Origin of the sequence: Kibdelosporangium aridum, assembly GCF_900176515.1 — a bacterium.
Taxonomy (GTDB): Bacteria; Actinomycetota; Actinomycetes; order Mycobacteriales; family Pseudonocardiaceae; genus Kibdelosporangium; species Kibdelosporangium aridum.
Genome location: NZ_FWXV01000002.1, coordinates 384,314 through 400,273 on the forward strand (window position 1 = coordinate 384,314; position 15,960 = coordinate 400,273).

Below are 15,960 nucleotides of genomic sequence, written 5' to 3' on the forward strand. Positions count from 1 at the left end.
TGAGCTTGATGTCGGCGGCAAGTTTGTCACGCCGGCTCAACCGTCGGGCACCCCTGAGCGTATTACCCGTAGGACCAGAGCCGGCAACAAACTGAGTCGTATACCAGTAATGTAGGTCAGACGGGGATTCGAACACGGGAGGGACGCTTGGGGAGCGGCGCGCGTCTTGCGCTGTATCTGTCCCGGTGCACAGTGGCACTGGTGTCTGTCGCTGTGCTCAGCGCGTCCGGGATCGTGTACGCGAAGTTCAACGACGTGAACGAGGGTGTCGTCACCACCGACGTGATCGCGCCCGAGGTCAAGCAGGCAGGCGTGAAGCCGCTCGACGGCGCGGTGGACATCCTGCTGGTCGGCTTGGACAGCCGGGAGGACGCCCACGGCAACCCGCTGCCGAAAGAGGTCAGGGACCTGCTGCACGCCGGCGTCAACGACGGTGAGAAGAACACCGACACGATGATCCTCGTGCACATCCCGGTCGACGGCCGCCGCGCGGTGGCCATCTCGTTCCCCCGTGACACGTGGGTGGAAGTGGCGGGCGGGTTCGGCAAGCACAAGCTCAACTCGGCCTTCGTCTACAAGTACAACGACGTGATGAAGAACGAGAAGTCCCTGACCGGCAAGCAGGCGCAGGAGAAGGCCAAGCAGGAAGGCCGCAAGAACCTCATCGCCACGATCGAGGGACTGATCGGCAAAGCGGTCACCATCGACCGGTACGCCGAGGTCAACCTGGGCAGTTTCTACGAGATCACCAAGGCGATCGGCGGTGTCGAGGTCTGCCTGAACAACCCGGTGGACGAATGGCGCTCGGGCGCCCGGTTGCCCGCGGGCAAGCAGACCATCGAGGGCGCGGCCGCGCTGTCATTTGTTCGGCAGCGTTACGAACTGCCCAACGGGGATCTGGACCGGATCGTGCGCCAGCAGGTCTTCATCGGCGCGCTGGCGCACAAGGTGTTGTCCACCGGTGTGCTGACCGACCTGACCAAGCTGAACGCCTTGGTCGAGGCGATCAAGAAGTCCGTCGTGCTCAGCACCGGCTGGGACGTCACCACGTTCGCCCAGCAGATGCAGGGCCTGTCCAGCGGGGCGATCGACTTCCACACGATCCCGACGCTCGGCGGCGCCAAGATCGGCGGCGCCGACGTGATCCGGGTCGACCCCAAGCAGGTCAACGAATTCGTCACGAGCCTGACCAGAGATGAGCGGACCGCTCCGCCGTCTTCCTCGACCCAGCCCAAGCCCCCGCCCTCATCGACGACCGTTCCGCCCAATTCGGACACAAAGGTCACGGTCGATGTACGCAACGCATCGAGTGAGACGGGTCTCGCCACGGCCGTGCAGAACATCCTCGCTGGCAAGGGTTTCCTGCGCGGTGCGGTCGGTGACGCGCCGGCCAGGCAACGCACGTCGACCCTGTTCCACCGGCCGGGTGAGCAAGCGAACGCGGAACGTGTCAACGTCGAACTGGGTGGCCAGTTCAAGCTGACCGCGGACTCCTCGTTGAAGACCGGCCAGGTGCGCGCGGTTCTCGGTGACGATTTCCCGACCGCGATGGGCCGGGCGCTGTCCGGCCAGACAGGCCCTGTGGCACAAGGAAGTCCGACCACTCCGTCGCAGCCGTCGAGTTCCGCTTCGCTCCCTCCTTCGGCGCCACCTATCAACGCCGATGGGGTGACCTGCGTCAATTAGGCGGCGCGAAGGTTACCCTCGTAGGTGTTGGAGGGGCGGGAGGAGAAAGCTTCGGTGAGTGACGAAACAATTTCGCACGAGCCGGATCGGAAATCGGGGGGACGCCTGAAGCGCGTCGCGTGGATGACCGGCCGGGTTCTTGTGGCGTTGGCTTCCGCGGCCGCGCTCGCGTCGGCAGGACTGGCACGTGACACGGTGCAAACGGTGCGGGAGAACGTGCCCACGTCGGACGTGTTCACCGACGAGGTGGAGAAAACCGCACCGCCGCAGGACGACGGCGCGGACGACTATCTGGTCGTCGGCAGCGACACCCGGACGGACACCAAGGGAAACCCGTTGCCGGAGCGGGTGTTGCGGCAGCTGCGCACCGAGGCGGCCGACGGGCTGAACACGGACACGATCATCCTGCTGCGCATCCCGAAGGACGGCTCCAAGGGCTACGCGATCTCGATCCCGCGCGACACGTACGTCACGATCCCCGGCTACCAGGACGACAAGATCAACTCCGCGTACGGTGTGATCAAGTCCCGGACCGCGCAGAAGCTGCGCAACGAAGGGAAAACCGACCGGGCGGAGGTCGAGCGGCTCTCCGACACGGCCGGCCGCTCGGCACTGACGCAAGTCGTCCAGGACCTGACCGGGGTACGCGTCGACCACTACGCCGAAGTGAACCTGTACGGCTTCTACCTGCTCACCGAGGCCATCGGGGGCGTACGCGTGTGCCTGAACCAGGCGACTAGCGACCCCAACTCGGGCGCGAGTTTCCGCAAGGGCGTGCAGAAGATCTCCGGCGGTTCGGCGCTGGCCTTCGTGCGCCAGCGCGACGGGCTGCCCCGTGGCGACCTCGACAGAATCGTTCGGCAGCAAGCGTTTCTCGGTGCCGTGATGCAGCAACTGCTGAGCGCGGGCACCCTGACCGACCAGTCCAAGCTGGCGGCGTTGACCGACGCCGCGTCCAAGTCGGTCGTGGTCTCCCCTGGTCTGGACATCGTGCAGCTGGCCAGGCACCTCGGGTCGATGTCGTCCGGCGGGGTCGAGTTCGTGACGATTCCGGTCGTCGCCGTCGGCGCGCGCAACGAGCGTGGGCAGAGCATCATCACCGTGGACCTGCTGAAGGTCCGGGAGTACGTCAACCAGCTGCTCGGCAGGCAGGCGCCCCCGCGGTTCGCCGCGCAACGGCCGCTGATGTTGAATGGGGCAGTACAGCAACCGGCCACAATAGACGGCGTGAGGTGCGTCGACTGATGTCAGTGACAGAAGCGTTGTTCCGGCCACTGCTCGCCGGTGACCGATCCCATCCGTTGATCACGCACTACGACGACGCGGCAGGCACCAGGGTCGAGCTTTCCGTTGCCACACTGGCCAACTGGGCGGCGAAGACCGCGAACTGGCTGACCGAGGAGTTCGACGTCGAACCCGGTACCCCGGTCGCGGTCGACCTGCCTGCGCACTGGCAGACCGCGGGCGTCCTGCTCGGGGCCTGGTGGTGCGGCGCCAACGTGGTCACATCCGGCGGCGAGGTCGCACTGACCACTGTGGACGCCGCCAAGCCCGCCGGCGCATGGGCCGTGGTGTCGCTGGACCCCATGGGGATGGGCCTGCGCGGCTCACCGCCGGACGGGGCACTGGACTACATCTCGGAATCCCGGATGTTCGGCGACGACTTCTTTCCGTTGCAGGAGGTGCCGGACACCACCCCGGCGCTGGGTTCGCTGACCGTCGCCGAGGTTGTGCAAGCCGCCCGCGCCAAGGCCGTCACCGGGCGCGTGCTGTCCACAATGGAGTGGGTGTTGCCCGACGGTGTCGTCTCCGGACTGCTGTCGGTGTTGGCGGGCAAGGGTTCCCTTGTCCAGGTGTCCAATCCGAGCAAAGTGGACGCCCACTTGGAGTCGGAGCGGGCCACCCTGCTCACTGCTCCTTGAACGTCATCGTGGTCTGGCCGGACTTCAGGAACAGCCCAGCGTTGGAGAACCCGAAGTCCGGAACGCTCTTGAGGAACTCGGCCAGCTGATCCTCCTGCTCCATCACCGCCGGCTCGCAGCCTTTCCTTGTCTTGAGAAGGGTTTGCACAACGAACTTGCCGTTGTCCGCGACCACCGAACCAGTCATGTCGTTGCAGCCTGCGGTCGCGGTCAGCTTGCCGTTGTCGAACTTCAGCGTCGTCTTGCCGTCGTCGGACACGAACTGTTTGCCTGCCAGGCTGCCGTCAACCCGGCCAACCCGCAGTTGCATGCCTTTTCCGGACGGATGAGTCAGGCTCAGCGACTCGTCGTTGATCTTGTAGTTGAGCTGTCCGTCCAGTACTGGCGTGATCGCGTCGGCCTGCGGGCAGGAACCACCCGTGGACTTCAGGGCCTGGAACGTGATCGTCTCGGTGGTGGCCTGATAGCTGCCTTCCACGGTGTTGCACTCGGTGGTGATCAGGACCTTGCCACTGTTGAAAGTCAGCCATGCCGGGGTCTGCGACGGCCTCGCCAGGTCGTTCTCGACATACGTGGTCGTCACCCACGTCGGCCCTTCCAAGGGCGTGGCCTGCTTGGCAGCCAACACGATCTCGGTGTCGGCGGTCTTCAGCTTCAGCGTTTCGCCGGTGAGCTCCCACGCGGGAGTGCTGGAGATGATGCCCGCCAGCCATTGGTCCTGGTCAAGGCGCACCTTGTCGCAGCCCATCTCGGTCTGACCAAGGCCTTGGCCGGTGATGGCGAGCCGGGCGTTGCTGGTGTCCACGCGGCCGAACATGTGGTTGCACCCGGCCCGCACCTGCAGTTCACCCTGGTCGGTGATCTCGAACTGGATGTGCGTGCCGTCGGCGAGAGGCCGCGGCTTGCCCTTCTCGGTCACCGTCTGGGACACGAAAACGCGTCCCTTGAGCTCATCGCCGCTGGTGGTGCTGCTCGGCCCAGCCTGCTGCTGCGCACCGCAGCCGGCAACCAGCACCCCCACCGCTCCCACAATCAGCACCGTCTTCATATCCCCAAGACGGAACAACTCCGCAGTGAGGTTGCCTAGGCTCTGCGTATGGCGCTCACCCGAACAGGCGATCAGTGGTACGGCGAAACACACACCGACATCACGGAGTACTTCCACGCCACCGCGGACGGCTACCCGATCGACCACATCACCGAGTCAGTCTGTGCCGGGTGCGGCGGCCGGGTCTTCGTCATCGAGTTCGACGAGTCCGGCACGAACGCACACCGCACGTGCACTTCGTGCGCACGGCTGACCTATCTGCTGGACAGCGAGGACTGGTGGCACCCGGATCCTGACGAAGCCGAAGCCCGGTACATCCTGGAATGTTCGTCGTGCGGCAACGATCAGTTCGAAGCCGCGCTCGGCTTCACCTTGCACGAAGACGAGATCCGGGACATCGTGCTCGCCACCCGCTGTACCGAGGACGGACTCCTCGGCTATTGCCTGGAGCGCAAGACCAGGGAGTTCCCGTCCCGGCATCTGCTCGACAAGGCCTGATCAGGTCAGGCGTGCGCGCAGCTCCCGTTTCAGGATCTTGCCTGCCGGGGAGATCGGGATCTGGTCGGTGACGACGACCTCGCGAAGTCGTTTGTACGGCACGACTTGCTCGTTGATGTCGGCCATCACCTGCTCGGCTTGCACGTCCGGCTTCGCGGGCACGATGAAGGCCACCGGGAGCTCCCCGACTTCGGCGTCCTTGCGTCCCACCACAGCGGCCATGGCCACCGCGGGGTGGGCGATGAGCAGCTCCTCGAGTTCGCGGGGATAGACGTTGTAGCCCTTGTAGATCAGCATGTCCTTCTTGCGATCCACAATGGACAAGTAGCCGTCCTCGTCGAACACGCCGATGTCGCCGGTGTGCAGCCAGCCGTCCACCAGGACTTCCGCGGTCTCCTCTGGCCGGTTGTGATACCCGAGCATCACCTGCGGGCCACGGATGCAGACCTCGCCGGGCTCACCGACCGGCACGGCCTCCGAACCGCCCTCGACCGGCACGAGTTTGATCTCCGTGTCGAACACCGGCACACCAACCGTGCCCACCTTGCGGACGCCGGAGACCCACGGCGGAGCCGCCGCGGCGCCCATGGTGACTTCGGTAAGCCCATAACCTTCGACAATCACGGCGTCGGGCATGATCCGCTGCAGGGCGATGGTCATCTCATGCGGCATCGGCGCGGCACCCGAGCCGATGGAGCTGACCGCGGACAGATCACGCGTCTTGATGTCCGGACACGCCAACAGACCCGCGAACAGCGCCGGAGCGCCACCCATGTAGTTGATCTTGTACTTCTCGGCGTCGGCGAGATAGGCGACCGGGTCGAACCGGTCGTGCAACGTCGCCGTGACCCCGCCGAGGATCAGGACGTTCAGGCCGCCGATGGTGCCCATCGCGTGGAACCACGGCGTGAGGTTGATCGCCTGGCCCGTGCCGACCCGGTTGCGGTACTCCGCCGGGTCGCTGATCTGGTCGATGATCAGGCCGCCTTCGCCGTCCAGCGCGGGCACTGAGCCGGACTGCCAGCAGGCGAACTGCAGGCTGTTGACCACGACGTTGCGATGCGGCAGCCGTACGCCCTTCGATCGCCCGGTCGTGCCACCGGTGTACGCCAGATGCGCCAGGTCCTGGTAGATGTCGATCTGCACGTCCGGCGGGGTGTCCGGCTGGTCCGCCCGGATCTCGGCCACGTCACTGGCCTGAACGGTCAGCGCGGCCCCGGCGTCCTGGAGCTGAGCGGCCACCACGGGCTCCGGCATCAGCGGGTTGACCGGCACGAACGTGGCCCCGGCCAGCAGCAGGCCGTAGTACGCCACCGGGAACGGCAAGCAGTTGGACATCCGCAGCGCCACCCGGTCACCGGGCTTGACACCCCGGCTGACCAGGCCGTTCGCGAACTGGCACGCCTCACGCCAGAGCTGCGCGTAGGTGAGTTCTTCGCCGTGGTGGCGGAAGGCCACCCGGTCGCCGAAGCGGCGTGCGGAGCCCGCGACGATCGCGCCGACCGCGACCTCCGGGTAGTCGAGCTTCTTGCCGAGGTGCGGAGGCCACGTAGCGCTCATCCGTCGAAGCTAACTGCAAGTGCGGGCCACGACACAAGCTCGACGTAGTGAACGAGGGCTAACATCAGACGAGAAGTTACTGACCGGTTGGAAGGCGGAGCACGGTGAACGCGGGCGTATACCAGCTGTCGGAGGAGCACGAAGCTGTGCGCGAGGCTGTCCGCGCGCTCTCGGAGAAGGAGATAGCGCCGTACGCGGCCGACTGTGATGAGAACGAGCGGTTCCCGGTCGAAGCCCGTGACGCGCTCATCCGTTCCGGCTTCAACGCACCGCACATCGGCGAGGAGTACGACGGCCAAGGCGCCGACGCGGTCGCCACGTGCATCGTGATCGAAGAGGTCGCCCGGGTGTGCGCGTCCTCGTCGCTGATCCCGGCGGTGAACAAGCTGGGCTCGATGCCGATCATCCTGGCCGGTTCGGAGGAGCTGAAGAAGCAGGTCCTGCCGACGATCGCGTCGGGGCAGGCGATGATCTCCTACGCGCTGTCCGAGCGCGAAGCCGGTTCGGACACCGCGTCGATGAAGACCCGCGCCCGTCAGAACGGTGACACCTGGGTGCTCAACGGCACCAAGTGCTGGATCACCAACGGCGGCGAGTCGGCCTGGTACACGGTGATGGCGGTCACCAACCCGGACGCACCGAAGCCGTCCCAGGGCATCTCGGCATTCGTCGTGCACGTCGACGACCCCGGTTTCTCGGTGGGGCCGAAGGAACGCAAGCACGGCATCAAGGGCTCGCCGACCCGGGAGATCTACTTCGAGAACTGCGTCATCCCCGGCGACCGGATCATCGGCGAACCGGGCACAGGCCTGAAGACCGCGTTGCGCACCCTGGACCACACGCGCCCGACCATCGGCGCGCAGGCCGTCGGCATCGCACAGGGCTCGCTCGACGCGGCGATCGCGTATGTCAAGGAACGCAAGCAGTTCGGCAAGGCGATCGCCGACTTCCAGGGCGTCCAGTTCATGCTGGCGGACATGGCGATGAAGATCGAAGCCGCCCGCCACATGGTGTACGTGGCCGCAGCGAAAGCAGAACGCGGCGACACCGACACCGGATTCGTTGCCGCGGCGGCAAAGTGCTTCGCCTCCGACGTCGCCATGGCCGTGACGACGGATGCCGTGCAGCTGTTCGGTGGCGCGGGCTACACGCGTGACTTCCCGGTCGAGCGAATGATGCGTGACGCCAAGATCACCCAGATCTACGAGGGCACCAACCAGATCCAGCGCCAGGTGATGGCCCGCTCCCTGCTCAAGGGCTGAGCATTCCGGTCGCGTGATGCCGGGCTTCCGGCATCACGCGTCGCGCGACTCGAGCCGCTGGATCGAGTGCATGAGTGGTTGTCGGGTTCCTGATCCGATAACCACTCACAAGACTTAAGTACCAAGCGCGGCTTGTTTGCTCGACCTGTTCATCACGTTCTCCCGTTGAACGGTGTGCCCGAGATGTCCCATGGATCTTGCGGGCGTTACCGTCAACGGGAGATGTGCATGATTAACCCTGCGCGGCGGTTTTGCGGAGGTTTTCGTCTTTTTCGAGGACCATTGCCTCGAGGCTCGCTTGGAATTCGGCCATCTTCGTCCGCAGTGCCGGGTTGGTCGCGGCCAGCATTCGCACGGCCAGCAGTCCCGCGTTGCGGGCGCCACCGATCGACACCGTCGCGACGGGCACACCTGCGGGCATCTGCACGATCGACAGCAGGGAGTCCATGCCGTCCAAGTACTTCAGCGGCACGGGCACGCCGATCACCGGCAACACCGTCGCCGACGCGACCATGCCGGGCAGGTGGGCCGCGCCGCCCGCGCCCGCGATGATCACCTTGAGGCCGCGGGATGCTGCTTGCTGTGCGTACGAAAGCATCCGGCCGGGCGTGCGGTGCGCGGAGTAGACGCCGACCTCGTAGGGCACGTCGAACTCGGCCAAGGCTGCGGCGGCCGCTGACATCACTGGCCAGTCCGAGTCGCTGCCCATGATCACGCCGACTTCCGCCACTGCTACTTCCCTCCATGAACGTCATAGCCGTCCGGCCAGGCACCGGTGGCCAGCCAGTCCGCGGCGAACCGGGCGCGGCGCCGGACCTCGGCCAGGTCCTCGCCCAGCACGGTCACGTGGCCGATCTTGCGGCCTGGGCGCTCTGCTTTTCCGTAGTAGTGCACGTGCACATCGCGGTAACGCGCGAACAGGTGGTGCACGCGCTCGTCCGGGCCCATGTCCGGTGTGGACCGTGCACCTAGGACATTCGCCATCACCACAACCGGTGCCACGGGATCGGTTGAGCCGAGCGGGTAGTCCAGCACCGCGCGCAGGTGCTGCTCGAACTGGGATGTCCCCGAGCCTTCGATCGTCCAGTGGCCTGAGTTGTGCGGGCGCATCGCGAGTTCGTTCACGACCAGGCCCGACGACGTCTCGAACAGCTCCACCGCCAGAACACCGACCACACCAAGGGTAGACGCGATCCGCAGCGCGAGTTCCTGCGCTTCCTGAGCCAAGTCCTCGGACAGCGAGGGCGCGGGCGCGAGGACCTCGACGCAGATTCCGTTGGACTGCACGGTTTCTACCGTCGGCCATGCCGCGCCTTGGCCGAACGGCGAACGGGCGACCACGGCCGCGAGCTCGCGGGTCATGTCCACGCGTTCCTCGACGAGCAGCGGTGTTCCCGCTTCCAGCAGCTCGGTGACAAGGGCTTCGCCGGAGGACGGGACCATCCAGACGCCCTTGCCGTCGTAGCCGCCGCGCGCGGCCTTCAGCACGACCGGCCAGCCGTGTTTCTCGCCGAACTGGGTGACGTCGGAGACCGTCTTGACTTCGGCGTAGGCCGGGATCGGCACGTCCATCTCGGCCAGCCGGTTGCGCATCACGAGCTTGTCCTGCGCGTGAATCAGCGCTTCCGGTCCCGGATGGACCGCGAAGCCTTCGGCGACCAGCGTGCGCAGGTGCTCGTTCGGCACGTGCTCGTGGTCGAACGTCATCACGTCGCACGAGGAAGCGAAGGCGCGCAACGCTTCCAGGTCGGTGTGGTGGCCGATCGTGACGTTCGGGGTCACGAGCGCCGCCGGATCCGTCGGTGAGACGGCGAGCACATGCAACGACTGGCCGAGTGCGATCGCGGCTTGCTGGGTCATCCGGCTGAGCTGGCCGCCGCCCACCATTCCGACGACGGGAAAGCCGGTAACTGGGTCCACGAGCAGGTCAGCCTACCTGCGCCAGTTTGCGAGCCGGTCGCCAGGAGTACAACGCGGCCCCCAGCAGGGCGATCGGGTAGATCAAATATCCCCATCTGGTCGCGGGCATCAGCAGCATCGCGATGCCCAGCCCGACGCCCGTGCGCAGCAGGATCTCCGCGATCGTGCGCGGCGGACGCGCCAACAGCCACCACAGCATCCCGAGCGCGGCCATGCCCATCAGGATCAGGACCGCGGTGTGCCCGAACGGACCGGTCTGTTCCAGCAAATGTCCTGGCAGCGGGCTTTGCGCCGGGGAACGGACGGCCGCCATGTTCCCCGGGAAACGGACCACGTTGTCCACGAACATGTCCCAGTTCACCGCTGCCGACAGACCGGTGAACACGACCATTCCGCCGATGAACGCCGCAAGAAAGCGCCACGAGAACGCCAGTGCGACAGCCACAACAGCGGCCGCGGGCAACGCGGTGAGCTTCATGCTGGCCGCGATGGCCAGCACCAACCCTGCCCACTCCGGGCGCGATCTCATAGCCAGGACAGCCCCGAGGATGAGCAACGCGACGACAGGCATGTCGTTGCCCGCAACCGCGGCGGGCAGGGTGGTAAACGTCGTCAAAGTGATGAGCTGCACGGGCCTGATCGAGAGCGACGGCCAGTCCAACGTCCGCAGGATCACCAGGAAGATCACCAGCGTGACCACGAACGCGACGATCCGGGCGTCGGTCAGCACGTTGCGGCCGAAGAGCGCGTTGGGCAGCCCGAGCAACGCCATGGCCGGGCTGTATGGCGTGTAGTCGTCGACCACCGGCGGCCGGTTCAATGTCGACAAATCGACATAAGGTGAGCCGGTGGACAGCAGCAGCCGCCCGGCCCGCTCGATCACCCAGACCTCGGGCTGCGCGGTCATCGAATGCGCGGGCGAACCCCAGTCCCGGCCGGTCATCCGCTTGAACACCAGCACAAGCATCGGCACGAGCATGCCCAGCACGACCACGTAGCCGACCGGGATCCAGCGGGAACCCTGGCGGCGTGTGAGCAAGAGGATCACGATGTGCAGGAACGCGAACGCGTAGCCGACGACCGCGAAGTTGCCCCACACCCGGAAGCCGTAGAACTCCGAGAACGCCGCCGTGTACGCGGCATCGAGCCCGAACCCCAGGTAGAACGCGGCGTCGATCAGCCGCGAGCGCTGCTCGTTCACGTCGTCTGACCGGCCGCGACCTTCGGCTGCTCCGGATCAGCAGGCTGCGATCTGGCACGCATCCGTCTGCGCAGGACCCGGATCGCGATCGCGATACCCGCCCCGACCGGCACGATCATGTACGCGCTGCCCGGAATGAACTCCCACCAGTGCCACAGCAGTTCCTTGCCGTGCCCGCCGCGCATCCACAGCAGCACGCAGCTGACGAAGACCGCGAAGACTGTCAGCGGCGCGACCGCGGCCCGCGCGATCCGCCAGGTCCCTTGCGGCAGCGGGTCGGGCATCCGGGCGATCAGCATGATCAACAGCGGCACCACCCATACGTAGTGGTGCGTCCACGTGATCGGGCTGAACAGCAGCCCGAAGAACGCGCTGACCAGCAGGGCGGTCACCGCGCGGCCGTGCCGGTGGAAACGGCGGACAAGCAGCATCGCCGGGATCGCGAGCACCGCGCCGATCACAATCGCGATCTTGGTCGAGCTCGGGTCGAGCAGCGTGATCCGGTTGACCAGGCCGGTCAGCGACTGGTTGCCGTTCCAGTAGACCGGGCCGATCCGGCCGGGGTCACCGACGATCGTGACGGTCCAGTACTTCACCGTGTCGCTGGCCGAGATCGCGAACATCAGCGCCTGCAGGGCGAGGAACGTGGCGAACGCGCGAAGGGCCGAGGCGTACCGGCCGATCAGCACCAAGTGCGCGACGAAGATCAACGGGGTCAGTTTGATCGCGAAGGCAATGCCCACCAGGATCCCGCCCCACCTGGCGACCTTCGGGTTCGCCGACGTGCTGATCACGAGCACGTCGAGCACGACGATGAGCAACAGGATCAAGTTGATCTGACCGAGGAACAGCGTCCGCCAGACCGGTTCCATACCCAGCATCAGGATGGAGAACCAGACCGTCGCCTTACGCGGCTCCAGCCAGCTCGGCAGTTTCGGCAGCTTGTCCAGCGTGATCCGGATGACCAGGCTCATCGACAGCACGGAGACGAAGCTGAGCAGACCCCACCCGACCGTGACGGGGACCAACGCCAGCGGGACGAAGAACAACGCCGCGGACGGCGCGTAGGTGAACGGCAACTGCGCCCACCACGGCTCGGCCAGCAACGTCATCTTGTCGTACAGCGGTTCGCCGGTGAGCAAAGCGATGCCGCCCGCTCTGTACACAGCAGAATCGACACCCATCCGCCCATGGGCGAGCCACACGACAATGCCGGTGATCAGGAAAGCGGCGGGTACGGCCAGCACGATCCACATCGCGCGCCATGACCCGACGAACCATTCCACCGCTGCCGTGATCCGACCTGCCGCCCGCACGGGCGCACCCCCACGGCGCTCGTCCACGTCGCTCACCCAAACAGCAAATCACGAAGACCACACGAACGTGGCCGGAGCCCCCGCCTGCTGCTTCGCGAGAGTTTTGGCCGGTTCTCACCGGACGAACCACTCACAATGGCTGACCTGGGGTTTTGTCAGATACGGCCGAGGGCGTCGACGAGGTCGCATGCCTCCTCGTGGGTCGGCGGCAGCCGGTGCAGGCGCACTTCGATCGGGCCGAGGGTGTGCAACTGCGGGTCCACCGAGAGTCGCTCGGCGAGCATCAGCTGGGCGTCCGCACTGCGTTTGGCCAGTTCAGGCTCCCGCTCGGTGAGTACGACGGCCACCGAAGGCCCGAGCAGCGCCAGGCTCTCGCCGCCGTCGAAGACCTGCCGGAGCACATCCGCGGCCAGCACCATGGCCATCAGCCGGGACCAGCCGACCACCGCGGACAGGTCGATACTCACAGTGAGCAACACGTGGCCGACCGGCCTGCCATCCCTGCCGGCCCGCCGGTAGATCTCGCCGAGCCTGGTCCGCAGGTACGCGGCGGTGGACAGGCCGGTCAGGCTCTCCCGGATCTCGCTGCGGGCGATCTCCTGCGTGGAAACATCCGCCCAGGCCAGGGCCGTCAAGCGGAGCAAACGGGACGGTATGGCGTCCGGATTGGCCGCGACCAGACGCGGATCGGTGAGCACCGCGTGCAGCGCCGCCACGTCCGTCAGGGTCTCGTCCAGCCCCGCCCCTGACACCGCACGCGCCCGGCCGAGATCCGCCAACGGGTCCGCCAAATCGGCTTTGACCAGCGCGGACGCGCAGACCGCGTCGACCTCGGGCAGCGCCCAGTCGCTCGGGTAGCGCCAGCCGGCGGCGATGCTGGCCCGCCGCCACCTGGCGCGCAGGGACCGCAGGGCGGCCTCCGCGCCATGGGGTGACCGTGAACCCGCTTCGCGAACCGCCACAGTTACCAGTTCCTCTCCGCCGGTATGGAAGATCCTGATCTGAAACGTCGCTGGGCCTCAGGTGTGACGCGATTCCAGCCGAATTGTCATGCGAATGGGTTACCCGCTCACGCTGCGCTAACAACCGGCCTGACCGGGGAGATGACTCCGTGATGTGGGTCCTGCACACTTACCTGCATCACGGGCAGCGACGAGGGAGGCCAGTGTCCACAGTTCCCGCTGAGGTGCACGGCCCGAGCGACGCCGAACTGATCGAGTCGGTACGCAAAGGCACAGTGTCGGCATACGGATCGCTCTACGAGCGCCATGTCGGAGCCGCGTACAACCTCGCCCGGCAGCTGACCCGTTCCCAAGCCGAAGCCGACGACCTGGTGTCGGAAGCGTTTGCGAAGGTCCTCGACACCCTGCGGGCCGGTCGCGGTCCAGATTCAGCCTTTCGTGCGTATCTGCTGACCGCCCTGCGGCACACCGCCTACGACAAGACCCGCCGGGACAAGCGCGTCGAGTTGTCCGACGACGTCACCACGGTCGCAGGCGCGGACACAGCAGTCCCGTTCTCTGACACAGCCGTCGCGGGCCTCGAACGTTCCCTCGCGGCGCGCGCTTTCGCACGGCTGCCCGAGCGATGGCAGGCCGTGCTGTGGCACACCGAGGTCGAAGGCCAGTCGCCCGCAGAGGTCGCGCCGATCCTCGGTCTCACGCCCAACGGTGTGAGCGCGTTGGCCTACCGTGCACGAGAAGGCCTACGGCAGGCGTACCTGCAGGTGCACTTGGCTGAGTCGACGAACGACCGCTGCAAGGCGACCGCCGAGCGGCTGGGCGCGTGGACCCGTGGCGGGCTTTCCAGGCGGGAAACCGCCCAAGTCGAGGCACACCTGGACGAATGCGAGCGTTGTCGTGCGCTGGCCATGGAACTGGCCGACGTCAACAGCGGCATGCGCGTCGTCATCGCGCCGCTCGTACTCGGCATCGGAGCGCTCGGATACCTGGCTGCGACAGGCAGCAAAGCCACCGCAGCCGTCGTCGCGGGCGCCGCAGCAGGTACGGCAGCGGGCGCTGGTGGCGCCGCGTCTTCGTTGCCACGGCAGTTTGTGGGCGTGGGTGCTTCGGTCGCGGCCGTGGCCGCCGCGGTCGTGCTCGCGCTGACGGCCGCTGAGACGAAGGAGATCCCGGCGGCACAGCAGCAGCCGCCGCCACCGCCAACGTCGCAGCAAATCCCGCCGAACCCACCACCGCCGCCGCCACCTCCCCCTCCGCCACCACCTCCGCCGCCGCAGAGCACGCCGACGACACCGCCCAGCACGGCGCCGCCTTCTTCGCCAGCGCCTGCGCCATCGCCGCCGTCGCCCGCCCCGCCGCAGCCTGCGCCGCCGAACCTGACGGCGCCGTCACCGCCTCCGGTCACGCTCGTGCCCGGCAGCGGGCCGACCGACTTGCCGCTCACGGTGACCAACAGCGGCGGCACGGTGTCGGAGCCCGTTGTCGCGTCGCTGAACCTGCCGCCAGGCGTAAGCGCCGTCGGCACGTCCCGGATGGCCGGATCCGGCCTGCTGCGCCTGAATGGCGCGATGCAAGCCGGCTCGGTGTCGTGCCCGGGTGGAACCGGGACCGTGACGTGCACGAACGGGCGTGGCCTGCAGCCAGGGGAATCCGTGACGCTGCTGTTCCGGATCGTCGCCGCGGAAGACAGCCAAGGCGGCACGATCACCGGCACGATCAGCGCGGGCAGTTCGGTCAGCGTGTCGATCTCGGTGCGGGTCGAAGTCCAGCCGCCGGTGCGCAAGGACGGCGTTTCGCTCTACGCCTTCCAGGACTGGCTGTCGATTCCGCTGCCGGGACGCCACCGCATGGCAGGCATCCAAGCGGTGGCCAAGAACACCGGCGAGAGCACGAAGCAAGCGACGGTCACATTCGACCAGCCGGCGGAGATGCTCACAGCCTGGCCCGCCGCGACATGCACGTCGAACGGTGCTACCACAAGCTGTGTGACGTCTGAGCCGTTGAAGCCGGGCGACAGCTTCTACTTGCGCGTGCGGTTGAAGGAGCGGCCTGGCGGCGGCGAGGATCGAGAACACCCGCCGTATTGGCAGTACAGCAAGGTCCTGGTGACGGCGTCGATCGGCACGGCGAGCGCGAGTGCCACGGTGAAGTTGCCGTGGTGGAGCTGGCCGGTGCCACCGGACCCGAAGCCAACGACGACGACTACGCCACCGAAGACCACGACCCCGCCGCGGTCGACGACCAAGCCATCGGTGACAACGACAACGCCGCCAAAGGTCACGACTACTCCGCCCAAGGAGACGTCGAGTAAGACGACGGACCCGACGACGACCAAGCCATCGACCACGACGACGCAGCCACGGTCGGAGACGCCACCGTCTCGGGATTACTGCTCGAGCTTGGGACCGGTCGAGCGGCTGCTGGCCGTGCTCACGGGCCGCTGCCCACCTTGACCCGGTCTCACGGCAGCCTCCACCGCACCATGAATTCCCCCGGGGGACCCCCTGATTTTCACGTTACTCCGGGGGTACGACAGTTTTCGGTTTCGCGCAGGTGAGGGGCGGCGGGGACGGCCCTGCCAGCGC

The 15,960-nt window shown here is 66.7% G+C and carries 13 protein-coding genes; 6 read left to right on the forward strand and 7 right to left on the reverse strand.

Translation table 11 applies throughout. The annotated features are described in order from the left end of the window. Window positions 1-201 precede the first annotated feature (201 nt). Genes B9C43_RS11185 through B9C43_RS11195 form a run of 3 tightly spaced genes read left to right on the forward strand, consistent with a single transcriptional unit; the run spans window position 202 to window position 3,608 of the window. Window positions 202-1,686: an LCP family protein gene (locus B9C43_RS11185; protein WP_235038561.1), complete on the forward strand. Its 1,485-nt coding sequence runs from the start codon at window positions 202-204 to the stop codon at window positions 1,684-1,686. 54 nt (window positions 1,687-1,740) lie between these two features. Beyond that, entirely contained in the window at window positions 1,741-2,931 is a 1,191-nt protein-coding gene (locus B9C43_RS11190; RefSeq protein ID WP_235038562.1) for an LCP family protein, read from the forward strand. Continuing rightward, window positions 2,931-3,608, forward strand: coding sequence for a TIGR03089 family protein (locus B9C43_RS11195; protein ID WP_084425969.1), 678 nt, complete (start codon window positions 2,931-2,933; stop codon window positions 3,606-3,608). The genes B9C43_RS11190 and B9C43_RS11195 overlap by 1 nt, the downstream gene beginning before the upstream one ends. Here B9C43_RS11195 and B9C43_RS11200 read toward each other — a convergent pair. Further along, entirely contained in the window at window positions 3,595-4,656 is a 1,062-nt protein-coding gene (locus B9C43_RS11200; protein WP_084425971.1) for an META domain-containing protein, read from the reverse strand. The genes B9C43_RS11195 and B9C43_RS11200 overlap by 14 nt on opposite strands. A gap of 48 nt (window positions 4,657-4,704) precedes the next feature. Between B9C43_RS11200 and B9C43_RS11205 the strand changes: the two genes are divergently transcribed. Next, window positions 4,705-5,154 (forward strand): hypothetical protein, encoded by a 450-nt coding sequence (locus B9C43_RS11205; protein WP_084425973.1) that lies wholly within the window; start codon window positions 4,705-4,707, stop codon window positions 5,152-5,154. On the opposite strand, the gene B9C43_RS11210 is transcribed toward B9C43_RS11205, so the two are convergent. Further along, the gene (locus tag B9C43_RS11210) at window positions 5,155-6,714 is read right to left on the reverse strand and encodes a class I adenylate-forming enzyme family protein (RefSeq protein ID WP_084425974.1); all 1,560 of its coding nucleotides are present in this window, start codon (window positions 6,712-6,714) and stop codon (window positions 5,155-5,157) included. Between the two features lie 104 nt (window positions 6,715-6,818). On the opposite strand from B9C43_RS11210, the gene B9C43_RS11215 reads away from it, so the two are divergent. Then, the gene (locus tag B9C43_RS11215; protein ID WP_084425976.1) at window positions 6,819-7,976 is read left to right on the forward strand and encodes an acyl-CoA dehydrogenase family protein; all 1,158 of its coding nucleotides are present in this window, start codon (window positions 6,819-6,821) and stop codon (window positions 7,974-7,976) included. A 232-nt stretch (window positions 7,977-8,208) separates the two neighbouring features. On the opposite strand, the gene purE is transcribed toward B9C43_RS11215, so the two are convergent. The 5 genes from purE to B9C43_RS11240 form a co-directional block, all read right to left on the reverse strand. After that, entirely contained in the window at window positions 8,209-8,706 is a 498-nt protein-coding gene (gene purE / locus B9C43_RS11220; RefSeq protein WP_268811559.1) for a 5-(carboxyamino)imidazole ribonucleotide mutase, read from the reverse strand. A 2-nt stretch (window positions 8,707-8,708) separates the two neighbouring features. Then, window positions 8,709-9,896, reverse strand: a complete 1,188-nt coding sequence (locus tag B9C43_RS11225) for a 5-(carboxyamino)imidazole ribonucleotide synthase (protein ID WP_084425978.1) — start codon at window positions 9,894-9,896, stop codon at window positions 8,709-8,711. Between the two features lie 7 nt (window positions 9,897-9,903). After that, window positions 9,904-11,097, reverse strand: a complete 1,194-nt coding sequence (locus B9C43_RS11230) for a glycosyltransferase 87 family protein (protein ID WP_084425980.1) — start codon at window positions 11,095-11,097, stop codon at window positions 9,904-9,906. After that, window positions 11,094-12,449 (reverse strand): glycosyltransferase 87 family protein, encoded by a 1,356-nt coding sequence (locus B9C43_RS11235; protein WP_143446280.1) that lies wholly within the window; start codon window positions 12,447-12,449, stop codon window positions 11,094-11,096. Before B9C43_RS11235 ends, B9C43_RS11230 begins: the two co-directional genes overlap by 4 nt. A 119-nt stretch (window positions 12,450-12,568) precedes the next feature. Then, window positions 12,569-13,375 (reverse strand): hypothetical protein, encoded by an 807-nt coding sequence (locus B9C43_RS11240; protein WP_033389656.1) that lies wholly within the window; start codon window positions 13,373-13,375, stop codon window positions 12,569-12,571. Between the two features lie 203 nt (window positions 13,376-13,578). Between B9C43_RS11240 and B9C43_RS11245 the strand changes: the two genes are divergently transcribed. Then, on the forward strand, window positions 13,579-15,828 hold the full coding sequence (locus B9C43_RS11245) for a sigma-70 family RNA polymerase sigma factor (protein ID WP_084425983.1): 2,250 nt from the start codon (window positions 13,579-13,581) through the stop codon (window positions 15,826-15,828). Window positions 15,829-15,960 lie beyond the last annotated feature (132 nt).